This window comes from Rhodanobacter sp. ANJX3 (assembly GCF_014200755.1).
In the GTDB taxonomy this organism is placed as follows: Bacteria; Pseudomonadota; Gammaproteobacteria; order Xanthomonadales; family Rhodanobacteraceae; genus Rhodanobacter.
Genome location: NZ_JACHCM010000002.1, coordinates 241,216 through 263,531, shown reverse-complemented (window position 1 = coordinate 263,531; position 22,316 = coordinate 241,216). Strand labels below are relative to the sequence as shown.

The following is a 22,316-nucleotide window of genomic DNA, read 5'->3' as shown; positions in this document are numbered from 1 at the left end:
ACATCCTTAATGGCCTGCGGCGGCGGGTGCGCCATAGCTGGGTGTTTTCAGAAGCAAGGCGAGTGGAATGCAGCACGCGAGCGCGATGCTGAGCAGGTAGAAAACTTCGGAATAGGTGATCACCATCGCCTGCTGCTGAATCTGCGCAGCAAGCTGGCCAAGCACGCGCATTTTTGCGTAGGCCATATCCCCGGTCCGCGCGAACCAGCCCGCTGCATTGGCGGCCAGACGATCCTGGCCCAGCACCGAATTCGCCGTCAGCGATTCGCGGATGGAAGCGACATGGAACGTATTGCGCCGATCGATGACGGTGCCGATGACCGCCAGGCCGATCGATCCGCCGAGGTTGCGTGCCATGTTGTACACGCCGGCGGCATCGCCGGCTTCCTCCCGTGTTACCGCGGCCATCGATGCCTGGTTCAACGGCATGAACACCAGCATCTGGCCGGCGCCGCGTATCAGCTGCGACCAGAGGAAATCGTGGCCGACGCTTTGCGCGGTCAAATGGATGTCCAGCAGGCAGCTCACCACAAAACACATCAGGCCGACGATCACCATGATGCGGAAATCGACCTTGCCCAGCAGGCGCGGCAGCAGCGGCATCATCAAGAACGCCGGCACGCCGGATGCCAGCATCACCCAGCCCGATTGCTCGGCGTTGTAGCCGGCGATCAAGCCGAGGAATTGCGGTATCAGATAGATGACCGAATAGAACACCGCGCCGACCACCAGCACGATAAAAATGACGCTGGCATAGCGCGGGTTGCGCAGCAGGCTCAAGCGCATCACCGGGCGCCTGGCGGTGAACTGCGAGATCGCGATCAGCACCATGCCAGCCAGCGATAGCAGGCTCAGCCAGATGATCAGATCGGACTCGAACCAGCGCTCGCGCTGGCCTTCTTCCAGCACCACCGTCAACGAACTCAGGCCGGCGGTGAGCCCGACGATGCCCAGCCAGTCGGCCTGCTTGAGCGCATCCCATTGGGGCCGATCGGGCGGCAGTCCGATCAACAGCAGCGCGATCAAGCCGATGCACACGGGCAGGTTGATAAAGAAGCACCAGCTCCAGCTGATGTTTTCCGTCAGCCAGCCGCCCAGCACCGGGCCGAGCAGGGGGCCGAGCAGCACGATCAAACCGAAGATCGTCATGCCGATCGGCAGTTGCGACATCGGCAGGCGGCTGCGAATGATGGTCTGTCCGGTCGGAATCATCGCGCCGCCGGTCAGGCCCTGGCCGATGCGGCCGACGATCATGGCCGTCAAGGTATGCGACAGGCCGCACATCATCGAGAACAGCATGAACAGCACCGCCCCGCCGAGCAAAAAGTTGCGCAGGCCGAATACGCGCGTCAGCCACGCGGCCAGGGGAATGATCACGATTTCGGACATCAGGTAGCCGGTCGAAATCCAGGTGCCTTCCGTACCGGTAGCGCCGATTTCGCCCTGGATCTGCGGCAGCGCGGAATTGGTGATGGAGATGTCGAGCGTGGCCATCAGCGCGCCAAGCGAACCGGCGGCCACGGCAATCCAGTCGGCAGCGCTGGCGCGGTCGGGGTGTGCTGCCGGGATGGAGGCCGCCTCAGCCATGAGGGTTGCCTGCGCTGGCGACGGCCCGATCGTCGTGTGCCGGGCGTGTATCCACCTCGACCGTCACCGACAAGCCGGGTACCAGCAGCTTGCGCGTCTGTTCGTCGGTATCGATGCGAATGCGCACCGGCACGCGCTGCACGATCTTGGTGAAATTGCCGGTCGCGTTTTCGGGCGGAAGCAAGGCAAATTGCGAGCCCGTGCCCGGGGCGAAGCTGTCCACCACGCCGTGCAGATCGGCATCCGATAGGGCATCGATGTGCAAGCGCGCACGCTGGCCGGCACGCATGTGCCCGACCTGGGTTTCCTTGAAGTTGGCCGTGAGATAAATGCTCTGCACCGGCACCACGGTCAGCATGCGCGTGCCGGGCTGCACATATTGCCCGACGCGTACCGTGCGATCGCCGATGCGGCCACTCAGCGAACTGCGGATCACGGTGTCTTGCAGGTCGAGCTGCGTTTGTCGCGCGGAGGCCTGTGCCGCCTCCAGTTGCGCGCGTGCCTGCGCCAGCTGGGCATCCAGATCGGCCATACGTGCCTGCGCCTGGTCCAGCGCCGCGGTGTCGGCGGCGAGCGTCGCGCGCGCCTGGTCGCGATTGCTGGTCAGTACGGATAGTTGGTCGCCGCTTTCCGCACCGGTCGTCGCCAGCGGCCCGTAACGACGCACTTCGTCTTCGGCGTGGCGGCTATTGAGCGCGGCCACTTGCTGCTGCGCCTTGGCTTGTGCGATCGCGGCCCGCTGCTGCGGCACACCGGCTTGCGCGCGCAGAATATCCGCCTTGCGTGTGTCGATCGTGGCCTGGGCCTGATCCAGCGCAGCCTGATATTGACGGCTGTCGAGCCGTACCAGCGGCTCGCCTGCTTTCACCGAGACGTTGTCGCCCACGTAGACATCGGTGACGTAGCCGCTGACCTTGGGCGCGACGGTGACGCTGTCGGCCTGCAGATACGCATCGTCCGTGCTCTGCATGAAGCGGCCGACGAGCCACCAGTAAACCAGCGCGACGACCGCGATGATGGCGACGACAATGCCGGCGGGGATGAGGAAACGACGCACTTTCGACGGTCGCGCCGGTGGGGCGGTGGTGCCTTGCGTGCCGTCGGCGTTCGATGCGGATCCAGTAGCGGGAGGCATGGTTATCGTCCAAAAGTATTCCGGGTGGAACATTTATTCCGATTGGAATACTTTTGTCAAATGTTATTATCCGCGGGCATCCAGGAGATCACCCGTATGAGAGCCCGCGCATGAGCCCCGTCAAGCGACCCCGTCGGCCGTTGGCGGGCGGTTATGCGCGTGGCGACGAAACGCGTCAGCGCATCATCGCCGCGGCGGTGAAGCTGTTCGGCGAGCACGGTTTTGCCGGTGCATCCACACGCGATATCGCCGCCGCCGCCGGCGTCAACGCGCCGGCGCTGCAGTACTACTTCGAAAACAAGGAGGGGGTGTATCAGGCGTGCGCCGAATACATCACCAACGATCTCAGGGATCGCTTCGCGCCGGCCATGCGGCAAGCCAATGACGTATTGAAAAGCCATGGCGATAGCGATGCACTGATCGACGCCTTCATCGCCATCCAGGCAACCACCTTGGATTGCGTGCTTCTACAGCCCTATGCCTCCAAGCGACGACTTTTCGTGGCTCGAGAGCTGGCCGACGAAGAGGCCGATGTTGCCTCCAAGCTGCTCCATCGTCGATTGAAGCAGCCGCTGAACAAAGTGACCCTGACCCTGCTTTCGCGCATCACCGGTCGTAGCGTCAACGACTCCATAACCCGCATCCGGATGCTCACGCTCAAAGGCCAGATCATGCCGTTCTACCATCCTCCCGGGGCTTGCCTCGATGTGCTCGGGTGGAAAGAGATCGATGCGGCCAACGGCGCTTTGCTGAAAGCGACCGTACTTGAGCAGACACGCACTTTGCTCGATAGCTGGGCTGCGCTATCGGCTGCGAAGCCGGCGAAGTAACAGCTTCACCGTTCCAGACAATCATGCGTGTCGCCGCCCATGGACGTATTCGGCGCTGTCAGGCGCAAGGTTTTTATGCTGAGTCTGCCAAGTGGGCGTGGCACCAAAGTCTGTGCAGTTTTGGAGACCAAAGTATGTGCCGGACAGGCCACTGGAACGCCCCATGCGTCTTGCCACCAAGAAGGCAAAGTGACGATGAGGTCAAAGACAGTCGCCGTCCTGCCATGCTCGCCTGGCACTTCATTTTTTTGTGCTATTCACGTAAGCGGTGATGTCGGCGACCGCGTCGAGAATCTTCACTGTAAGCGTGCTCGGATGCCTGCTTCCAGACTCGTCGTCATGGTACTGCTTGATGTCTATCGACTTGTCGTTTCGCTCTTTTCCATATTCAGGGCTATTGATGGTCTGCGATGGGCCATCGCTGCGTTCTTTCGCCTTGCGAGGCGCAAAGCTCATTGCGCCATAGAGTGCATGACAGCAGTCGAGTAGCTTTTATCGTTGGAACGATGTCGCGATTTCAATGTGCTTCCGCCTCGCGGCTGAGAACTTCGAGCTCCGTCGCGGATTTGATACAGGACTCCATCTCGCGGCGGCCTGTAGGTAGCTCGCGTTTTGCGGTCAGCGCATGATGCCGGTATGGCCCAGCGAATAGCGTCCCGGCTGCGGCCATACGGTCAGGCCGTGCGGCTCCATGCCGACCTTGATACTGCGCACCTTGCCGGTGCGAGTGTTGATCGCATACACCACGTCGTCGAAGCGACCGCTCAACCACAGCATGCTGCCATCGGCGCTGACATTGCCCATGTCCGGGCTGCCGCCACCGGGAATCCGCCACCTGGCGACGACCTTGCGCGTGGCGTAGTCGATCACCGAGACACTGCCCTTGCCGTGGCGTCGGCCGTGAATATTGTGCGAGCCCCGATTGCTGACGTACAGCCGGGTGCCGTTGCGACTGGGGTACAGCCCATGGGTGCCGATGCCGGTGTGGATGAAGCCGATCTTGGTGAAGCTGTCGCCGTCGATCAGGAACACGCCATCGGCCATCATGTCCGCCACGTAGAACACCTTGCCGTCCGGCGAAACTCGGACGTCCTGCGGCATGCCGGCTTTCTTGTCCACCTGCAGGTAGCCGAGCACCTTGTGGTTCACCATGTCGATCTTGGCCAGAGCGCCGCCAAACTCGCAGGTGAAGATCGCGTAGCGCCCGTCGATCGAGAAGTCGGCGTGGTTGATGCCCTTGCAGCCAGGCACCGGCAGGCGGCTCTTCAGCGCCATCGTGTGCGCATCACGAAAATCCAGCTGCGCATGCGCATCGGATACGACGATCGCTTCGCTGCCATCCGGGGTGAAGTACATGTTGTACGGGTCGTCCACCGGGATCGCCTCGCCCGGCTGACCGGTCAGGGGATCGATCGGGGTCAGGCTGCCTTCGCTACCGCCCTCGGCATTGTTGGTCACCCACAGCTTCTTCAGATCCCATGACGGCACGATGTGCTGCGGGCTGCGGCCAACCTTGAACGTGGTCAGCACCTTGAATGTGGCTGGATCGATCACGGATACGTCATCTGAACGCACGTTCGGCACATACACCCGCGGCAGTGCGCCCTTCACGGCCGGGCTGAAATCGTTGGCGGCGGACTGGCTGTAGAGGTTTGCCGGGCTGCTCACCGGCGGCATGCCCGGCACGGTGACGATTGGCGTTGCCGCGGTTACGGTGCCCGTCAGCGCCAAGCCGGCCCACAGCACATTCGCGCCACCCGCGCGACGCATCAAACGGTGGAAGGGCATATCTAGCGTGTCCTGTTCTGGTTTCGTCGAGTGTCGATGATAGGGAAATGGCCGGCCTGCGCGAGATCAGTGGCCGACGGTTTCTTCACGGATCGCCGCGACCGTGCGAGACACGATCGCATCGATGCCCAGTTTACCAAGCTGCGCGGAGGAGCGACGCGGATCGCCGCCATAGACTCCATCGACGGCGCCTGGTTTAACGGCATGTCGCAACACATCCAGCCGGACCATCTGCGGCGCCACGGCCAATTGCAGCGAGGTATCGGCCATGCCTGCATGAGTACCGATCTCGTCATCGTGAAAACCGTGCTGGCGCAATATTTGCGCAAAGCCCGTCGAACTGCTTTCGTAGTAAGCGGGAGGCACGAACGCGCGCACCCTGGTCTGCGCCCATGCTTTATTAAGCTCAGCCACCACCCGCTTGAGGTCGTTCTGGTAGCCGCCGTGATCACCCAGGAACACGATGTCGCGAAAACCATGCACCGCAAAACTGTTTGCGACGGACACCAGCATTTGCTCGAACGTCGAGTCAGGGATGGTGATTGTGCCGGGGAAGCGCATATGCGCAGTGGGCGGCGCATAACCACCCTCCGGCACATAGGCCACTACCGGTGCCACCAGCGCATTGCCCAACTGCTGAGCGATTTGTTGCGACAGCCATGCCGCCCGCGCATTGTGCTTGCCCAACGCGACGTAGGGCCCGCTCTGCTCGGTGCCGCCGATCGGTATGATGACGGTGGTCTTGCCCGCTGCAATCTGGGCGCGCAGCTCGGTCCAAGTGAGATCTTGAAGTTGCACCGTGTGCGGGACCTGCGCGCGGGCTAGTTGCGCCAGCAAGAGCAGCAGCGAGAAGGCGAAGATCTGTCGACACGAAAAGCGGGGCAGGGGAGAGTTGGGCACGGCGACATGATGGTTGAAGAACGGTACCGCGAACAGTGGAGCAGTGATGTGTCGTTGCGCAAGCCCGGGTACCAGACCCGCTCCCCCCATCGGTACAACGACCTCGGCGCCTCTGGCGCCTGCTCCAGCCTGGGAAAGCTCTCGTCCAACTGCGCACGATCGCGTGGGTGAGTCCACTGCGACAGTAGGCGAGGCAGGTGGTCATGAGGTTTCGCGTTTGGTCGACGACAAAGATGACAACTTTTTTCATTGAGCTGGTGTTCGACACGAGGCAGTTGGGGCATCAATCCATCTACTTACTTCCATCCACTGATTTTTTCGGACCGGGACTGCATATAAACAAGGAGAGCCAAAACGCTTCACGCAAAAACCAAAAATGAGGCCGAGAGCCAGTTATTCGCATTTACCGAGCAATTTCCGTGCTTGCGTAGGTGCACAGATACGGGACGGAGATCCGCAACTCTTTAAGATTCCTACCGGCACGAATAAGCACCGTCGACAGCTGATGCCTAGGTCAGCACTTGTCCGACATCAACTGTTCGCAGCGCCACTGCAAAAGGGGTATGGGCCAATCCACGTGCCGGCGCCCGCTCGCACATGTGTTTACGCGAGTCTAAAACCCATATCTGTAAAACGCCCACACCCATTGGTTTCATGCCCACAAGACTTTGCCGGGACCATGACTTCAGGCCCATGTACTAGTGCTAACTAAGTACTACTGTTTACTCACGACTAAGTAGCCGTGCAGGTAAGTCCATGGATGACCTCGTCAGCCAGTTGAAGAAATTCCAGAAGGAGCTTTCCAGCGGCACGGTTTCGCTGGTGCTGCTGGCGGTACTGAGCCAGTCGCGCCAACCGATGTACGGCTATCAGATTGCCAAGCGGCTGGAAGAAACCGGCGAGGGCGTGCTGGCAGGTAAGCAGAGCGCGCTGTATCCGGTGCTGCGCAATCTGGAAGCGGCAGGCCTGCTTTCCAGCGAGGTCGAGCCTTCCGTCAGCGGTCCGCCGCGTCGTTATTACCGCATCACCAAACCAGGGCGCGAGGTGCTGCGCGAGTGGGTCGCGGCATGGAACGCCACCCGCGATTCCGTCGATAACGTTTTGCAAGGAGGGGTGTCATGAACTCGTCGTCGCCAGGTGCACCGCGCACGATCGTCGAATATCTCAATCAGTTGCGCACTGCTTTGCGTGGCGCCGATCCGGCGTTGATCCAGGATGCGCTGTACGACGCGGAAGAGCACTTGCGCGCCGAACTGGCCGATCAGCCGGGCCGCAATGAGGCGACCATGCTGCAACACGTCGTCGGCAGCTACGGTGCGCCCGATGAAGTGGCCGATATCTATCGCGATCAGGAAATAAAGATCCAGCGTGCGATTCGGCCACCGCCCGTACCGCGGCGGCGGTCTCTGGCGGGACGCTTCTTCGGCGTGGCGGCCGATCCGCGGACTTACGGCGCGCTGTTTTATATGCTGCTGTCCTTGGCCACGGGCAGCCTCTATTTCAGCTGGGCCGTCGTCGGGCTCTCGCTGTCGCTCAGTTTGTCGATATTGATTATCGGCATTCCCTTCATCGTGCTTTTCTTCAGCAGCGTGCGCGGCTTGTCGCTGCTGGAAGGTCGCACGGTAGAGGCTCTGCTCGGTGTACGCATGCCGCGGCGGCCGGCATATCCCGCGCAGCCCGGGCAGTCGCTGTTCAAACGCATCGGCACGATGTTCACCGATGCGCGCACCTGGACCACGTTGTTCTACATGCTGCTGATGCTGCCGCTGGGTATCGTTTATTTCACCCTGGCCGTGACCCTGCTCGGCGTGTCCTTGCTACTCGTTCTCGCACCCGTCGCACTCGCGATTCAGGACACCGGCGTTGCCAATCTTTTCGTGGATGGCCGTCTGATGATCGACTGGGGTTTCGGCGCGCACGTGCCGGGTTGGGGCGAGGCGATCGTTCTATCGTTCATCGGCTTTCTGTTGATGTTTATATCGCTGCATCTCGTTCGCGGTTTGGGTCGGCTTCACGGTCAGCTCGCCAAGCATCTGCTGGTACAACGTTCTTCGCCCGAATGACGCGCTGTACTCCAAGTGGATAGCTAGAACGAACGTATTACCGGATCATCGGTAATTGAGATCCGGCGACGCCAGCAAAAAGCTGTTCCACTCCTGCTGCGAGTTGGCCTTGGCCAGCGCATCGTGTGTGGCCGCAGACAGATAGGGCTCGATCGTGTCGTAGTAGAGGCGCGTGGTCAGCATCGGAAAACCGGCAGCGCGCGCGGTGCTGCCGGCCGGCGTGAACAGCAGGTTGTTGCCGTTGCCGATCGCGCGTGCGATGTCGAAGCGCTGGGTCAGCTGGCCGGAGCTGGACCAGCTGGCGCCGTCCAGCGGCCAGCCATCGGGCGTGATGCGGCCGAACAGCGGCTCGTCCAGCTGGTTGAGCCAATAGACCAGCGGCAGCGCATTGGCGATGGGCTTGCCATCGAAAGCCAGGCGCACCGACGAGACAACGAAGCGCATCGGATCGTCGAATTTTGCATCGTGGCGTTTCGGGTCGGTGCCGGCCACCCATTCGCGCGACTCGATCATGGTGCGCATCACCTTCGCGATATCGCCGCCGCTACGCTGGAAGGTGTGCGCCATTTTCTTCACCAGCGCCGGTGGCGGATTGTCGGAGACGAAATACTCGGCCAGTTGGCGCGAGATGAATTCGCCGCACGCCGGTTGTTGCACGATCAGGTCGACGGCCTGGGTTACTTCGTCGAAGCCGCTGCCCTTGATCGTATGGCCGAGGAACACTTTGTCGCTGAAATCGTGCCGCTGCGGGTTGAACTCGAACAGCCCGTTGCGCACCACCAGCGGCGCCATCTTCGGATTGAATTTTTCCGGCTTGCCGTTGGTCGGCGCGATGCCGACGCCGGAGAGGATCAGCGCCAACTGCTGCACGTCCTGCTGCGAATAGCCCGAGCCCACGCCCAGCGTGTGCAGCTCCATCAGCTCACGCGCGTAGTTCTCGTTGACGTGCCCTTTGGCGTTCTGATTGTTGTCGAGAAATTCCAGCATCGCCGGGCTTTCCAGCGTGGCCATCACCAGATCGCGGAACTTGCCGAGCGCGTGCGGACGAATGGCGTTCTGCGTGTAATCGCCCAGCTCCCAGCGCACGCGTCCTTTCGGCGCGTAGACGCTGAAATGGTTGAGCCAGAACCACACCAGCTGCTCCTTGAGCTGGTTCGGCCCATAGACGGCCTGCAGTAGTTCGGCCTGCTGCGCCTGCTGCTGCAGCTGGTTGCCCATGTCCTGCAGATTCTTTTTCGCGGCGACCTGATCGGGGCCGTCCGGCATCGTTTTGATGTGCTGCTGGGCGGCGTCCAGCTCCATCAGCAGCTGCTGTGGCGGCGTGGCGATGGCCTGGTAGCCGTCGAGCAGCGACGCGATGGGTGGCGGCAGTGAATCATTGATATGGTCCGCGAGCTGCGCATCGAGCAGCCCGTTTCGACCCAGGTCGCGATAACGCGTTACCGCGGCGGTATCCAGGCCGAACCCGTCGCGGCGCAGCCAGGTGATGTCATCGGGCTTCAGCGGCGCCGTGCCGCGCGCGCTGGCGATGAGAGGAGCGAGCAGAACGAGGCATGCGCCGATGCGCAGGCGGGAAATAACAAGGCGTTTCGAAAGGGCGATTCGTTGGGGTTGCATGCAAGGCGTTTCCTGTGAAATCCATTTAGAGTCGTCGCGCCGCTCAACGAGCGTGCGCGACGTCGCACTCAGACCAGCTGCAGATCGCGCGGCTTTGCGCCGGGGAACACCGTCTGCATGCGGTTGCCCTGCAGCCCCCACAGGCGGCCGAGCAGGCCGGCGAGCACGTCGCGATAATTGTTCAACACCTGATAGTCGCGGTTCTGCAAGAGATTTTGTTGGGTCACGGCGATCTGTTCGCCGGCGATGCGGCCACCGTTGACCTTGCCGCCGAGCACCCAGTGCACGGTGCCGTGGCCGTGGTCGGTGCCCTTGTCGCCGTTTTCGCGGAAGGTGCGGCCGAACTCGGAGACGACCACGACCGTAGTGTTGTTCCACTCGTCGCCCAGCGCATCGGCGTAGGCGGCCAGGCCGTCGCCGAGATTTTTCAGGTTATTGGCGAGGCCGCCGGTGACGCTGCCCTGGTTGACGTGGGTATCCCAGCCGCCGACATCGACAAAGCCGAGCTTGTACTGATCGCGCATCATGGTGGCGATGCGCTGCGTCTCGGTGGCGAAGTTGCGTGCGCTCGGTGCGCCGCGGCCCGCTTTGGCCATTTCGTCCATCAGATCCTTCGACACCGTCTTGCGCAGCTCCAGGCCGTCGGCCGTGGCGGAAGCCAGCGGGGTGCCGCGGTACATGTCGGTGAGGATGGCCGACTGCCGCGCGTCGAACGAGGAGGCGGTATTGCCGCGCAGCGAAATGTTCGGCACGTCCTTGGCCGCGCCCTGCAGGCTCAGCGGCAGGTCGTTGGTGAAGGCGATGGTCGGCACGCCGGTGAGCTGGCCGGACAGTCGCGCGAGAAAGCCGGAACGGTAGTTGCCGGTAGCACCCGCTGCCTGGCCGCGCTCGATATTGTCCTGCGTTTCGAAGTGGCTGCGCGAGAGATCGTCGGTGCCTGCGAATGGGATGAAGGCGACCTGTTTGCGCTGCCATAGCGGATAGATCGAATCGCGCAGCACCGGGTTGAGCCCCCAGTGGGCGTCCAGCGCAATGGCACTGTTCGCGTTGCCGGCGTCGGGCTTGGCGATGGCCAGGGTAGGCCGCGACTCGTAGTAGAAGTCGCTGCTGTAAGGCACCAGCAGGTTGTTGCAGTCGTAGCCGCCGCGCAGAAAAACGAACAGGAAGCGCGGTGAGCTGGCGGGCGCCGCAAACAGCTTGCCGGAGAAGGACAGCGTCGGCAGCGCGACGGCCGCCGAGGCGGCAGCGAGCAGAAATTCACGACGGTTCATAAGCACCTCGACTCAGTGGGTGTTCTGGAAATAACGCAGCGTTGTTGCATTTGATAAGCATCGAAATAAGTCGTACCCGGCTCATCGGTAATTGAACTCCGGCGAGGACAGCACAAACGTATTCCATTCTTCTGGTGACGTGGCCTTGCTCAACGCGGTGCGCGTGTTGGGCGATAGCATCGGCTCGATCGTCTGCTGGTATACGGCATTGTTCATGACCGGCGGATCGACTCGCGCTGGCGGCGCATCGCCGACGGCGAAGAGGCGGTTTTTTCCGCTACCGATCATATGCGCCACGTCGAAGCGTTTGGCCATCTGTCCGGAACTCGACCAGTTGCCGCCATCCAGCGGCCAGCCGTCAGGCGTGATGCGGCCGAAGACCGGCTCGCCCATCTGGTTGAGCCAGTTGACCAGCGGCTGGGCGTTGCCGATCGGCTGGCCATCGTAAGCCAGCCGCATGGCGGAAACTAGAAACTGGGTCGGGTCCTTGAACTTTCTGGCCTCATGGGCCGAGTTCAGGCTGGCCGTCAGCGCTTTGGACAGAAACATCGTGCGCAGCACGGAAGCGATATCGCCGTCGGTGCGCTGGAACGTCTTCGCCATGGCATCGACCAGCGCGGCGGGCGGCTTATCGGCCACGAAATACTGCGCGATCTGTCCTGACACGAATGTCGCGCAGGCCGGCTGCTGCACGATCAGGTCCACGGCCTGCGCGATTTCGTCCGCGCCGCGGCCCTTGATCGTGTGACCAAGAAAAATCTTGTCGCTGAAATCGTGCTTGTTGGGGTTGAAGACGAACAGGCCGTTGCGCACCATGCCGGGCGGTTGGCGATGGAAAAAGCCCTGGTCCGCGCCATCCCCCTTGCCGAGGGCCAGGCCGGCGCCGGTGAGGATCAGCGTCAGCTGCTGCACATCCTGCTGGCTGTAGCCAGAGCCGACGCCCAGCGTATGCAGTTCCATCAGCTCGCGCGCGTAGTTCTCGTTGGTCTTGTCCTTGACGTTTTTTGCGTTGTCGAGAAACTGCAGCATCGCGGGGCTTTCCAGCGTCGCCAGCAGCAGATCCTTGAACTTGCCCAGCGCGCGGGGGCGAATCACGTTTTCCTCGTAGTCGGCCGCACCGATGGCGACGCCGCCTTTGGCCGCATAGACGCTGAAGTGATTGAGCCAGAACCAGACCATTTGCTCTTTCAGCTGGTCGGTGCCGTAAATGGCACGTAGCAACTCGGTTTGCTGAGCCTGCGTCGCCAGTTCGCGGCCGTGGATGCGCAGCGCTTTTTTGGCGGCAATCTTGCCATCGCCGTCCGGCATCGCCTGAATGCCCTGTCGAGCATCGCGAAACTGCACTGCCAGTTGGCTGATGGGGGTGTCGATGGCCTCGTAGCTCTGAATCATCGAAGCTACCTCGGGCGGCAGCGCATTGTCGCGGCGGTCGGCAAGCTGTTCATCCAGAAACCGTACGCGGCCAAGCTTTCGGTAATCTGACAGTTCGGCCGAGTCGATACCGAAGCCGATCCGCTGCAGCCAGGCGATGTCTTCCTTCCCGAGCGGCTGTTCGCTCGACAGCGCGGGCGTTGCGGCCAGCACGCACAGCGCGGTGACTGCCAGCGCGGGCCATACCTTGCGTACCCGATTGCCTGTTTTCGAGACCATGCCGATGCCCACGCGAGACGACGAAAGCGCCGCCGGAAGGCGACTTGTTTCCTATCAACGTATGAAATCGTGGTCGGCTGACTCGCCAACGAAAATAAAACGATTGTGTTGGCTTGGATTCACCTGACGCGTCGCGAGAACTGCCGAGCTGGGCAGTTATTTTATTTGTGGTCGAAGCGCGCTGCGCGTTTTTGCGAGGCGGAGCCGCGTCAAAACTCGTCGACGAACTCGATGCCTGCTTCCAGTTCGTAGGCCACCGCTTCGGCGCTGCCGCGCACGGTGTCGGCGACGTCGTCGGTCGGCGTATCCACCTCGATGCAGTAGACCTGGCCTTCGCTGTCACTGACCGACTCGCTGGAGCTGGAGTCGTCGCGCATCATCGGCATAAGATCGTCGACTTCTTCCACATGCTCGACGTCGTTGATGCCATGCAGTGCGGCGATGACCGAATCGGCGCTGGCGCGGCTGCCGATCAGACGAAAACGGACCATGGGCATAAGGGATTCCTTCGGCAAGATTCAGAACATGATGCTGACAAGCCGCACGCATACGCGAGGTGATGTCTTCGCTATTGGATACCATATGCGCCAGGCGGGCGTTGCCCTGCGTCGCCCATCGCCGCGCCTTATCACCCGAGAACCGACCATGCCGAAGACCTACGACCGCGATTATTTCGACAAGTGGTATCGCGACCCGAAGCACGCGGTGGGCTCGCCTGCCGAGCTGAAGCGCAAGGTGGCGATGGTGGTGGCGCAGGCGGAGTATTACCTCGGCCGGCCGTTGCGCAACGTACTCGATGTGGGCTGTGGCGAGGCGACTTGGCGTGCGCCGCTGTTGTCCTTGCGGCCAGGCGTCGCGTATCGGGGTCTCGATGCGAGCGAGTACGTGGTCGCGCGTTACGGCCGGCGCCGGAATATCGGGCTGGCGCGTTTCGGGCAGCTGGAGCAGCTGCGCTTCGATACGCGCTTCGATCTGATCGTTTGCACCGATGTGCTGCACTATCTCAAGCCGGCGGAAATTCGCGCCGGCCTGGTCGGTATCGGCGAGATGCTGGAGGGTATCGCCTTCCTCGAAGTATTCACCCGTCGCGACGATGTGGCCGGCGATCACCATGGCTTCGTCTCGCGCGCGCCGTCGTGGTATCTGCGCCAGTTCGGCGAGGTCGGCCTGCTGCCCTGCGGTTCGCACTGCTACCTGGGGCCAAGGCTGGAGCGCCATATCGCGGCGCTGGAGCGGGCGCAATTGCCAGTTTGATGAACGGGGAACAGGGAATGGGGAACAAAAGCTTGAGCTCGCCGTGATCCGCTCTTTCCATTCCCCGTTCCCCGTTTTACCGCTTCTCCACTGTCTTGTCCTTGAACCGACAAAGATCGCGAATCACGCATTGCGGACAGTCCGGCTTGCGCGCCTTGCACACATAGCGGCCGTGCAGGATCAGCCAGTGGTGGGCATCCATCTTGAACTCGTCCGGGATCACCTTGACCAGCTTGTCTTCGACCGCGCGCACGTCTTTGCCGGGCGCCAGGCCGGTGCGATTGGCGACGCGAAAGATATGCGTATCGACCGCCATGGTCGGTTCGCCGAACGCGGTGTTGAGCACCACGTTCGCGGTTTTGCGGCCTACTCCGGGCAGGGCTTCCAGCGCTGCGCGGTCGCGGGGCACCTCGCCGTCATGCCGATCGATCAGCAGCCGGCATAGCGCGATCACGTTTTTCGCTTTGGCATTGAACAATCCGATGGAGCTGATGTAGCGCTTCAGGCCGTCTTCGCCGAGATCGAAAATGGCTTGCGGGGTGTTGGCGACCGGATAGAGTTTCTTGGTCGCCTTGTTTACGCCAACATCGGTGGCCTGCGCCGACAGCACCACCGCGACCAGCAGTTCGAACGGTGTGCTGTACGCCAGTTCGGTGGTGGGGTGCGGATTGAGTTCGCGCAAGCGGGTGAACAGCTCGATGACGTCGGCGCGCTTCATGATTCACTTTTCATGGGTTGGTGGTCGGCTTTTTGGCTTTGGCGCGAGCGAGCGCTTCGAGCACTGGATTGCGTTGCGCGGCGCGCTCGCCCACGGCCGCTTTGTGCGCCGCCAGCTCGGCGTCACGCTGCCGGCGCTGGCGTTCCAGTCGGGCTTCGCGCCGCTGGAAGTGCTCGCGTGCGGCATCGGCATGGGCTTGATCGATCTGTGTCGCAGGCATCGGCAGCAGCACGATGCAGTCGACCGGGCAGGCGGGCACGCAAAGTTCGCAGCCGGTGCAGTCGTCGGCGATGACGGTGTGCATCACTTTGGATGCGCCCACGATCGCGTCCACCGGGCAGGCCTGGATGCACTTGGTGCAACCAATGCAATCGGCCTCGACGATGCGCGCCAGCGCACGCGGCTTCTCGACACCGTGATCCGGGTCGAGCGGTACGATCGGTCGATTCAACAGCGAGGCGAGCCGCTCGATGCCTGCCGCGCCACCGGGCGGGCATTGATTGATCGATGCTTCACCGCGCGCTATGGCTTCGGCATACGGTCGGCAGCCGTGGTATCCGCACTGCTCACACTGCGTCTGCGGCAGGATCGCATCGATGCGGTCGGCGAGCGTGTGGAAAGAGGATTCGATGTTCACCGTCGCATTGTAACGACGGCCGACCTGCTGCGATGCGTGTATAGCCGCTTGCCTGCCTGTCTATCGGCGGGTTGAATCGCCGAGCGATCGCCGCATGTATTCGGTACACCCTTCGCCAGATCGAGGAATCATCATGAAAATAGGCATCATCGGCGCCGGCCAGATCGGCGGCACGCTGGCTCGACGTTTCACCGAGCTCGGCCATCAGGTTTCCATCGCCAACTCGCGCGGACCGGCCTCGTTGGCCGACGTGGCGGCAAAGACCGGCGCGAAGGCGGTGACCGCCCACGAAGCGGCGCGCGCGGGCGACGTGGTTGTCGTGACGATCCAGCAGTCGCGCATCCCGGAGTTGCCCAAGGATCTGTTCGCCGGCGTACCCGACAGCGTCACGGTGATCGACACCGGCAATTATTATCCGCGCGAGCGCGACGGCCGCATCGAAGGTATCGAGGGCGGCCTGATCGAGAGCCGCTGGGTCGAGCAGCAATTGGGTCGGCCGGTGATCAAGGCGTTCAACAATATCTACGCCAAGAGCCTCGGCGACAAAGGCACGCCGGCGGGCACGCCGGGACGCGTGGCGCTGCCGGTCGCGGGCGACGAAGCGGCTGCCAAGGCCGCCGTGCTGAAGCTGGTCGAGGAGCTGGGCTTCGATGCCATCGATGCCGGCGGCCTGGATGAGTCGTGGCGCCAGCAGCCCGGCACGCCGGTCTACTGCAAGGACTACGACGCGGCCGGCGTGCGCAAGGCCTTGTCCGAAGCCAGCCGGCAACGCACGGCGCAGTGGAGCGGCACCGAAAACAGCCCGGGTACGTTTGAATCACCGGCGTGATTGCGTAGTCGCTCCATAAAATAAAAGCCGGCGGCCTCGAAGCAGCCGGCTTTTTATGGAAAGCGATCAGCGGACGGCGGCGCGCGACGTGACCGTTTCATAGGCTGCGCTAGCCGATGTGTGCGAATGACTTAAGCGGTCCCTTCCTTACCGAGCGTCGAAACGCCTGACGGGTGATTTCATTCCAGCGGTTTCAACGCCTTGGGCACTGGATACGTTTTGCCGTCGTAACTCAATCGATAAGCCGGTTGATCCTGCTTGCTGATCTTCTGCTGGCAATCGCCGTTCTTGCCCACCGAGGCCGTTGTGCTGGAGGACTTTTCGGTCACCAGGATATCGGCGTAGCCATTGTGCGTAGCCGCGTCCATGGCGAGCGTGCGGTGGGTTTCGTCGAACGTCCCCGCGCATTGGGTATCCCATTCACCGCCGTTCTTGCGGGTAACTATCCCGTCAAGCACAGGGCGCAGCCTGTCGTGGTCGACCATATAGAGCGACAGATCCACTTCGCCGAAGGGATCGGGGCGAGAACTCCCCTCGAGGCTGATGCGCAGCCCGAAAGCCGACTGATCCGGCGTGAGTCGATAGCGCGCGGTATCGAACTGGATGTCGGCGATGCGGACGGCGTCGTCATTCATGCGTGCATGCAGGCGCAGTCTCGATTGGACCTTCAGCGAGTTTCGATCGATCACCAGCACATCGAGATCGCCCTCGTTGCCGTCGTCGTCGATCTTGGTCATCAGTGGCACGGCCACCAGCAGCCATTGCGGGTACGCGGGCCACGCGCGGCAGATCAGCGCGTGGGGGTCATCACCTGAAGCGTCGGCCGTTGGCAGCGTGATACTGGCGTCGCCCACGCGGAAGCCGTCGGTTGAAGCTTTTGCCCCAGGGTAGGCCTGCTGCACGATGGTGGCGGCCTTGTTGCCGCAGGCGTCTTCGGCGTGCGCGATTGGGGTTTCGAGCAGCAGGGCGGCGACAATCAAAAAGCACTGTGTCTTCAGCATGCGCATGACTTCCTGTGTGGCTAATGCGACGCAACGAAAGCCTGATGCCGCTCAGCGGACAGTGGCACCCGGCGCGGCGCCCTGGTCGGCATCGAGCAGAAACAGATCGCTGCCACCGTCACCGGCGGAAAGAATCATGCCTTCGGACAGGCCGAAGCGCATCTTGCGCGGCGCGAGGTTGGCGATGAAAACCACGTTGCGGCCGACGAGTTTCTCCGGCTCGGCGTAGGCGGCGCGAATGCCCGAGAAGATCTGGCGCGTACCGAGGCTGCCGGCATCCAGTGCGAAGCGCAGCAGCTTGTCCGAGCCTTCCACGAATTCGCAGGCGGTGACTTTGCCGATGCGCAGATCGAGTTTGGCGAAATCGTCGATGGAAACGGTCGATGTCGCCGCGGCGTCGCCGCTGGTGGGCTGGTCGTTCATAGGCTTGCTGGATTCCTTGGGCTTTTTAGTCGGCGCGACCTTCGCTGGCGGCTCGCTGGAGGGAGCGCCCAGCGATTCCTTCGAGGCTTCGACCATGGCTTCGACGTGTTTCGGATCGATGCGGCCGAGCAGCGACTCGAACGGCTGGATCGTGTGGCCGAACAGCGTACGGCGCGCATCGTCGAAGCTGCCGATCGGCGCAGCGAGGAACTGTTCGGCAGCGGCAACGGTTGCCGGCAGCATCGGCTTGAGCAGGCCGGCCAGCAGGCGAAAACCATTCAATGCCAGCGTGCAAATCTGCTGCATTTCGTCGCGACGGCTGTCGTCTTTCGCCATCAGCCACGGCGCCTTGGCGGCGATGTAGCCGTTGACCAGATCGGCGATGGTGACGAAGCGGCGGGTGACCTCGGCGAATTCGCCGGTTTCGTAAAGCTCGTCGACGCCGTCGTAGTGCGCCAGCAGGGTCTGCCACAGCGCGGATTCTTCGGTGCCGAAATGATCGGCCAGCTTGCCGTCGAAGAATTTCTGCACGAAGCCGGCGGTGCGACTGGCGATATTCACCCACTTGCCGATCAGGTGCGAATTGACGCGCTCCTCGAAGGCCTTGAGGTCGAGATCCACGTCGACCGGCGCATCGCTGAGCATGGTGGCGAAGTAGTAGCGCAGGAATTCCGGATGCAGGCCCGCATCGAGATACGTGCGTGCCTTGATGAAGGTGCCGCGCGACTTGGACATCTTGGCGCCGTTGACCGACAGGTAGCCGTTGACGTGCAGCGCCGTCGGCGTGCGCAGCTGCGCACCGTGCAGCATCGCCGGCCAGAACAGGCCGTGGAAATTGATGATGTCCTTGCCGATGAAGTGGTGCATTTCGGCCGTGCTGTCCGGCGCCAGAAAGTCGTCGAACGTCAGCCCGGTCCGGTCGCACAGCGCCTTGAAGCTGGCGAGGTAGCCGACGGGCGCATCCAGCCACACATAGAAAAACTTGCCCGGCGCATCGGGTATCGGAAAGCCGAAATACGGCGCGTCGCGCGAGATGTCCCAGTCCTTCAGGCCGCCGTCCAGCCACTCCATCAGCTTGGCCACCACCCCGCCGTTGGCGACCGGCTTGCCGGCAGTGAACTTGCCGCCGAACCAGTCGCGCAGCAGCGGTTCGAACTTGGACAGCTCGAAAAAGTAGTGCTCCGAATCGCGCAGCACCGGCGTGGCGCCGGACATCACCGAGTAAGGGTTGATCAGGTCGGTGGGCGCATACGTGGCGCCGCAGTTCTCGCAGTTGTCGCCGTACTGGTCGGGCGTACCGCAGTTGGGGCACACGCCCTTGATGTAGCGGTCCGGCAGAAACATGTCCTTTTCCGGATCGAACAGCTGCTGGATGCTGCGGCGGGCGATGTAGGTTTGATTTTCCGCGCTGCCGCGCCGGGCGCCGTCGCGCAGTCGCGTATAGATCAGCGAGGCCAGCTCGCGATTCTCTTCCGAGTGCGTGGTGTGATAGTGGTCGAAGCTGAAATGGAAGTCCGAAAAGTCCGCTTCGTGACCCGCACGAATGTCGGCGATAAACGCTTCAGGCGACACGCCGGCCTTTTCGGCGGCCAGCATGATCGGCGTGCCGTGCGCGTCGTCCGCCGCCACGAAATGCACCTCGTTGCCCATCATGCGCTGCGCACGCGCCCAGATATCGGTCTGGATATAACCCAGCATGTGGCCCAGATGCAGCGGGCCATTGGCGTAGGGCAGGGCGTGGGTAACGAGCAGGCGACGTGGCATGGCGGTTTTGATGACGGCGATTCGGCAGCGGGAAAGCCCCGAATTATGGCACGCAGGCATGACGGCCGGTGCGGCGTTCCCCTTGCGGGAGCCCGGAATGACTCAACCGAGCGTGCACGATTTGCAATGCATGTTTATGCATGTTTATATATGTTTATGAATATTCTAAACGACGTGGTGCAAGAGCCGTATGACGCCGTCGGAGGGCGGGCCTTGCAAAAAGCCGCCCTGGCGACGCGCCTGATTTTTCTGATGGCGGGATTTGCGATGGCCAGCTGGGCGCCGATGGTTCCCTACGCCAAGGCCCGACTTCATCTCGACGATGCGGATCTCGGGCTCGTGCTGCTGGCGTTCGGCGGTGGATCGATGCTGTCGATGCCGGCGATCGGCTGGCTGGCCGGTCGCTACGGCAATCGCCGCGTGATCGGCGCCGCGGGTTTTCTGATGTGTCTGGCTCTGCCGGTGTTGGCGCTGGTTTCCACGCTGCCGTTGCTTGCCGTGGGACTGCTCTATTTCGGCGCGATGCTTGGCGCGGTGGATGTGGCGATGAACGCGCATGCGGTGGACGTCGAGCGGCTGCAGGGTCGCGCGATGATGTCCGGCTTCCACGGGCTTTTCAGCGTGGGCGGTCTGGTCGGTGCCGCGGGTATGAGTGCGATGCTGGCCAGCGGTCTGCCTTTATTGGCCTGTGCGCTGTTTGTCTCGCTGGCGATAGCGGTCATCGTTTTCAGTCAGCAAGCCAGCCTGCTGCGTGGGGCGGCTGCCACGCGCGGTGCGGCGGCGCCGGCGTTCGTCTTCCGCCTTCCCCGCGGATTGCTGCTGCTGGTCGGCATGCTTTGCTTCGTCATCTTTCTGGCGGAAGGCTCGATGCTCGACTGGAGCGCGCTGCTGCTGCGCGACTTTCGCGGTACTGCAGCGGCGTCTGCCGGCATCGGCTATGCGTGTTTCTCAGTGGCGATGGCCGTTGGACGGCTGACCGGCGATCGCCTGGTCGCGCGGCTCGGCCCGGTGTGGACGGTGCGCGCGGGCGCAGCGCTGGCAGCGATCGGTTTTCTCATCGCGGCGTTGCTGCCGTGGGAAGCCACCGCGCTGCTCGGCTTTGTGCTGGTCGGCCTGGGCGCTGCCAACGTGGTGCCGGTGATGTTCAGCGCGGCGGGCCGTTTGCCGGCGAGCGCGCCGGCGGTGTCGATCGCCGCCGTGACCACACTGGGCTACGCCGGCCTGCTGCTGGGACCGGCGTTGATCGGCTTCGTCGCCCACGCAACCACTCTGCCTGCGGCGCTGGCCTGCGTGGCGGCGCTCTTGCTGCTGGTGGCGGCGTCCGCGCGCGTGGTGCGCCGTTGATTTCTTCTTTCTTGCATGGAGTGAATGCCGTGAACGATGCATGGGTCGACGAACCGGAGCAGCCTGCGCCCGATACGGTGATTTTCGATATCGGTGGCGTGCTGATCGACTGGAATCCCCGCTATCTCTATCGCCAGTTGTTCGACGATGAAACGGCCATGGAACGATTTCTCGCCGAGGTATGCAGCCCCGAGTGGAACGAACGGCAGGATGCCGGTCGCTCCTGGGATGAGGCGATCGCGCTCTTATTGGCGAAATTCCCTCGGCAGGCGTCGCTGATCCGCGCTTACCGCGAGCGCTGGGACGAAATGCTCGGCGGCGCCTTGCACGACACCGTGGCCGTGCTCGATGCGCTGCGCCAGCGCGGCGTGCGCGTGTTTGCCTTGACCAACTGGTCGCACGACACGTTCGTCATTGCGCGGCAGCGCTATGCCTTTCTGCAGTGGTTCGAAGACATCGTGGTTTCCGGCACCGAGGGTTTGATCAAACCGGATCCGGCCATCTTTCGGCTGCTGCTGGCGCGCGGTGGTATCGACGCGGCGCGCGCGGTCTACATCGACGATACGCTGCGGCACGTCGATGCAGCGAAGGCGATCGGCATGCGTGCGCTGCAGTTCCGCGATGCGGCGGGCCTGCGCCGCGAGCTCGCCGCGATGGGCTTGCTGGCGCCCTTGTCGGAGGCGACCGCGTCATGACCACGCCCACGCCCGACGAAGCGCTGCCGCGCGAACGACAGCAGTGGATTCTCGAACGGCTGCGCAGTCATGGTCGCGTGGTGTCGGTGGAACTGGCGCAGACGTTTCGGGTATCGGAGGACGCGGTTCGTCGCGATCTGCGCGAGCTGGCGGCGCAAGGACTGTGCAAGCGCGTCTACGGTGGCGCGCTCCCGCTTTCCGCGGCATCGACGCCGTTGAAACAGCGTCGTCAAGAACATGCCGAGCGGAAGATGGCGCTGGCGCGCAAGGCCGTGACGCTGGTGCGTCAGGATCAGGTATTGCTGATCGATGCGGGTTCGACCAATGCGGCCATCGCCGCGGCCCTACCTGAAAATTTCGGCTTGACCGTGGTCACCAATGCACCCGACGTGGCGCGCATCCTGATCGATCGCGAAGGTTTCGAGATACTGCTGATCGGCGGTCGCATACACGCTGGTATCGGCGCTGCCATCGGGGCGCAGGCGATCAAGGACATCCGCCGCATTCGCGCCGATCTCTGCTTTCCCGGCGCCTGCGCCATCGACGCTGAGCACGGCTTGTGGAGTTTCGACAGCGAAGAGGCGCTGCTGAAGCGGGCCATGATCGAGGCCAGCGGCGAAACGGTAGTGGTCGCGACGCAGGACAAGCTGGGATCGGCCGCGACATATCAAGTTGCCGGCATGGACGAAGTGCATCATCTGGTGATCGAACACGCGGTGGATCGCGCCACGCGCGGGGCGTTGACCGCCAGCGGCGTCACGGTGCATCGGGCGGATGCGGTCAGCGGTTGAAGCCCTGCGATATCGCGCA

Annotated in this window: 21 protein-coding genes; 8 read left to right on the top strand and 13 right to left on the bottom strand. The window is 62.7% G+C overall.

All coding sequences use genetic code 11. The features are described 5' to 3' along the window. Nucleotides 1-6: 6 nt before the first annotated feature. A complete protein-coding gene (locus HDE76_RS05855; RefSeq protein WP_179480199.1) occupies nt 7-1,587 on the bottom strand; it encodes an MDR family MFS transporter in 1,581 nt (526 codons plus the stop codon). Next, nucleotides 1,580-2,722 carry an HlyD family secretion protein gene (locus HDE76_RS05850; protein WP_184505975.1) on the bottom strand — a complete coding sequence of 381 codons (1,143 nt, stop codon included), beginning with the start codon at nt 2,720-2,722 and terminating at the stop codon, nt 1,580-1,582. The genes HDE76_RS05855 and HDE76_RS05850 overlap by 8 nt, the downstream gene beginning before the upstream one ends. Nucleotides 2,723-2,832: 110 nt before the next feature. On the opposite strand from HDE76_RS05850, the gene HDE76_RS05845 reads away from it, so the two are divergent. Continuing rightward, complete coding sequence (locus HDE76_RS05845) at nt 2,833-3,552, top strand: CerR family C-terminal domain-containing protein (RefSeq protein ID WP_179480203.1); 720 nt, start codon at nt 2,833-2,835, stop codon at nt 3,550-3,552. 240 nt (nt 3,553-3,792) lie between these two features. Here the strand turns inward: HDE76_RS05845 and HDE76_RS05840 are convergent, their stop codons facing one another. The 3 genes from HDE76_RS05840 to HDE76_RS05830 all read right to left on the bottom strand — a co-directional run bounded on the left by HDE76_RS05840 (nt 3,793) and on the right by HDE76_RS05830 (nt 6,240). After that, on the bottom strand, nt 3,793-4,008 hold the full coding sequence (locus HDE76_RS05840; protein WP_184505973.1) for a hypothetical protein: 216 nt from the start codon (nt 4,006-4,008) through the stop codon (nt 3,793-3,795). A 162-nt stretch (nt 4,009-4,170) separates the two neighbouring features. Then, nucleotides 4,171-5,340 (bottom strand): YncE family protein, encoded by a 1,170-nt coding sequence (locus HDE76_RS05835; protein WP_221262316.1) that lies wholly within the window; start codon nt 5,338-5,340, stop codon nt 4,171-4,173. 66 nt (nt 5,341-5,406) lie between these two features. Continuing rightward, entirely contained in the window at nt 5,407-6,240 is an 834-nt protein-coding gene (locus HDE76_RS05830) for a creatininase family protein (RefSeq protein WP_343205663.1), read from the bottom strand. 756 nt (nt 6,241-6,996) lie between these two features. On the opposite strand from HDE76_RS05830, the gene HDE76_RS05825 reads away from it, so the two are divergent. Then, nucleotides 6,997-7,362: a PadR family transcriptional regulator gene (locus tag HDE76_RS05825; protein ID WP_179480207.1), complete on the top strand. Its 366-nt coding sequence runs from the start codon at nt 6,997-6,999 to the stop codon at nt 7,360-7,362. Then, nucleotides 7,359-8,303 carry a sensor domain-containing protein gene (locus HDE76_RS05820; protein ID WP_184505969.1) on the top strand — a complete coding sequence of 315 codons (945 nt, stop codon included), beginning with the start codon at nt 7,359-7,361 and terminating at the stop codon, nt 8,301-8,303. The genes HDE76_RS05825 and HDE76_RS05820 overlap by 4 nt, the downstream gene beginning before the upstream one ends. Nucleotides 8,304-8,348: 45 nt before the next feature. Here HDE76_RS05820 and HDE76_RS05815 read toward each other — a convergent pair whose 3' ends face one another. The 4 genes from HDE76_RS05815 to HDE76_RS05800 all read right to left on the bottom strand — a co-directional run bounded on the left by HDE76_RS05815 (nt 8,349) and on the right by HDE76_RS05800 (nt 13,338). Further along, the gene (locus HDE76_RS05815) at nt 8,349-9,920 is read right to left on the bottom strand and encodes a DUF1800 domain-containing protein (protein WP_184505967.1); all 1,572 of its coding nucleotides are present in this window, start codon (nt 9,918-9,920) and stop codon (nt 8,349-8,351) included. A 68-nt stretch (nt 9,921-9,988) separates the two neighbouring features. Continuing rightward, nucleotides 9,989-11,191 carry a DUF1501 domain-containing protein gene (locus HDE76_RS05810; protein WP_184505965.1) on the bottom strand — a complete coding sequence of 401 codons (1,203 nt, stop codon included), beginning with the start codon at nt 11,189-11,191 and terminating at the stop codon, nt 9,989-9,991. Nucleotides 11,192-11,272: 81 nt separating this feature from the next. Continuing rightward, nucleotides 11,273-12,841 (bottom strand): DUF1800 domain-containing protein, encoded by a 1,569-nt coding sequence (locus HDE76_RS05805; RefSeq protein ID WP_184505963.1) that lies wholly within the window; start codon nt 12,839-12,841, stop codon nt 11,273-11,275. 209 nt (nt 12,842-13,050) lie between these two features. Then, on the bottom strand, nt 13,051-13,338 hold the full coding sequence (locus tag HDE76_RS05800) for a hypothetical protein (protein ID WP_184505961.1): 288 nt from the start codon (nt 13,336-13,338) through the stop codon (nt 13,051-13,053). A 148-nt stretch (nt 13,339-13,486) separates the two neighbouring features. Here HDE76_RS05800 and HDE76_RS05795 point away from each other — a divergent pair, with 148 nt between their 5' ends. Continuing rightward, nucleotides 13,487-14,095: a class I SAM-dependent methyltransferase gene (locus HDE76_RS05795; RefSeq protein WP_179480219.1), complete on the top strand. Its 609-nt coding sequence runs from the start codon at nt 13,487-13,489 to the stop codon at nt 14,093-14,095. Nucleotides 14,096-14,171: 76 nt separating this feature from the next. Here HDE76_RS05795 and nth read toward each other — a convergent pair whose 3' ends face one another. Next, complete coding sequence (nth, locus tag HDE76_RS05790; protein WP_179480221.1) at nt 14,172-14,813, bottom strand: endonuclease III; 642 nt, start codon at nt 14,811-14,813, stop codon at nt 14,172-14,174. A gap of 10 nt (nt 14,814-14,823) precedes the next feature. Then, the gene (gene rsxB, locus HDE76_RS05785; RefSeq protein WP_184506663.1) at nt 14,824-15,444 is read right to left on the bottom strand and encodes an electron transport complex subunit RsxB; all 621 of its coding nucleotides are present in this window, start codon (nt 15,442-15,444) and stop codon (nt 14,824-14,826) included. A 139-nt stretch (nt 15,445-15,583) separates the two neighbouring features. On the opposite strand from rsxB, the gene HDE76_RS05780 reads away from it, so the two are divergent. Next, complete coding sequence (locus tag HDE76_RS05780; RefSeq protein ID WP_184505959.1) at nt 15,584-16,279, top strand: NAD(P)-binding domain-containing protein; 696 nt, start codon at nt 15,584-15,586, stop codon at nt 16,277-16,279. A gap of 179 nt (nt 16,280-16,458) precedes the next feature. On the opposite strand, the gene HDE76_RS05775 is transcribed toward HDE76_RS05780, so the two are convergent. Both HDE76_RS05775 and metG read right to left on the bottom strand, forming a co-directional pair. Next, nucleotides 16,459-17,280, bottom strand: coding sequence for a hypothetical protein (locus tag HDE76_RS05775; RefSeq protein WP_184505957.1), 822 nt, complete (start codon nt 17,278-17,280; stop codon nt 16,459-16,461). 51 nt (nt 17,281-17,331) lie between these two features. Continuing rightward, nucleotides 17,332-19,467, bottom strand: a complete 2,136-nt coding sequence (gene metG / locus HDE76_RS05770) for a methionine--tRNA ligase (protein ID WP_184505955.1) — start codon at nt 19,465-19,467, stop codon at nt 17,332-17,334. Between the two features lie 252 nt (nt 19,468-19,719). Between metG and HDE76_RS05765 the strand changes: the two genes are divergently transcribed. From HDE76_RS05765 to HDE76_RS05755, 3 genes are read left to right on the top strand one after another with little or no spacing between them, the layout of a single operon-like run. Then, nucleotides 19,720-20,811: an MFS transporter gene (locus tag HDE76_RS05765; protein WP_184506661.1), complete on the top strand. Its 1,092-nt coding sequence runs from the start codon at nt 19,720-19,722 to the stop codon at nt 20,809-20,811. A 29-nt stretch (nt 20,812-20,840) separates the two neighbouring features. Next, a complete protein-coding gene (locus HDE76_RS05760) occupies nt 20,841-21,506 on the top strand; it encodes an HAD family phosphatase (RefSeq protein ID WP_343205662.1) in 666 nt (221 codons plus the stop codon). Continuing rightward, nucleotides 21,503-22,297, top strand: coding sequence for a DeoR/GlpR family DNA-binding transcription regulator (locus HDE76_RS05755; RefSeq protein ID WP_184505953.1), 795 nt, complete (start codon nt 21,503-21,505; stop codon nt 22,295-22,297). The genes HDE76_RS05760 and HDE76_RS05755 overlap by 4 nt, the downstream gene beginning before the upstream one ends. The last annotated feature ends 19 nt before the right edge of the window (nt 22,298-22,316 follow it).

What these genes read in the sequence shown, in the direction of transcription:
- HDE76_RS05855 (WP_179480199.1), bottom strand. Translation starts at nt 1,587, where the DNA reads ATGGCTGAGGCGGCCTCCATCCCGGCAGCACACCCCGACCGCGCCAGC.
- HDE76_RS05850 (WP_184505975.1), bottom strand. Translation starts at nt 2,722, where the DNA reads ATGCCTCCCGCTACTGGATCCGCATCGAACGCCGACGGCACGCAAGGC.
- HDE76_RS05845 (WP_179480203.1), top strand. Translation starts at nt 2,833, where the DNA reads ATGAGCCCCGTCAAGCGACCCCGTCGGCCGTTGGCGGGCGGTTATGCG.
- HDE76_RS05840 (WP_184505973.1), bottom strand. Translation starts at nt 4,008, where the DNA reads ATGAGCTTTGCGCCTCGCAAGGCGAAAGAACGCAGCGATGGCCCATCG.
- HDE76_RS05835 (WP_221262316.1), bottom strand. Translation starts at nt 5,340, where the DNA reads ATGCCCTTCCACCGTTTGATGCGTCGCGCGGGTGGCGCGAATGTGCTG.
- HDE76_RS05825 (WP_179480207.1), top strand. Translation starts at nt 6,997, where the DNA reads ATGGATGACCTCGTCAGCCAGTTGAAGAAATTCCAGAAGGAGCTTTCC.
- HDE76_RS05820 (WP_184505969.1), top strand. Translation starts at nt 7,359, where the DNA reads ATGAACTCGTCGTCGCCAGGTGCACCGCGCACGATCGTCGAATATCTC.
- HDE76_RS05815 (WP_184505967.1), bottom strand. Translation starts at nt 9,920, where the DNA reads ATGCAACCCCAACGAATCGCCCTTTCGAAACGCCTTGTTATTTCCCGC.
- HDE76_RS05810 (WP_184505965.1), bottom strand. Translation starts at nt 11,191, where the DNA reads ATGAACCGTCGTGAATTTCTGCTCGCTGCCGCCTCGGCGGCCGTCGCG.
- HDE76_RS05805 (WP_184505963.1), bottom strand. Translation starts at nt 12,841, where the DNA reads ATGGTCTCGAAAACAGGCAATCGGGTACGCAAGGTATGGCCCGCGCTG.
- HDE76_RS05800 (WP_184505961.1), bottom strand. Translation starts at nt 13,338, where the DNA reads ATGCCCATGGTCCGTTTTCGTCTGATCGGCAGCCGCGCCAGCGCCGAT.
- HDE76_RS05795 (WP_179480219.1), top strand. Translation starts at nt 13,487, where the DNA reads ATGCCGAAGACCTACGACCGCGATTATTTCGACAAGTGGTATCGCGAC.
- nth (WP_179480221.1), bottom strand. Translation starts at nt 14,813, where the DNA reads ATGAAGCGCGCCGACGTCATCGAGCTGTTCACCCGCTTGCGCGAACTC.
- HDE76_RS05780 (WP_184505959.1), top strand. Translation starts at nt 15,584, where the DNA reads ATGAAAATAGGCATCATCGGCGCCGGCCAGATCGGCGGCACGCTGGCT.
- HDE76_RS05775 (WP_184505957.1), bottom strand. Translation starts at nt 17,280, where the DNA reads ATGCTGAAGACACAGTGCTTTTTGATTGTCGCCGCCCTGCTGCTCGAA.
- metG (WP_184505955.1), bottom strand. Translation starts at nt 19,467, where the DNA reads ATGCCACGTCGCCTGCTCGTTACCCACGCCCTGCCCTACGCCAATGGC.
- HDE76_RS05765 (WP_184506661.1), top strand. Translation starts at nt 19,720, where the DNA reads ATGGCGGGATTTGCGATGGCCAGCTGGGCGCCGATGGTTCCCTACGCC.
- HDE76_RS05755 (WP_184505953.1), top strand. Translation starts at nt 21,503, where the DNA reads ATGACCACGCCCACGCCCGACGAAGCGCTGCCGCGCGAACGACAGCAG.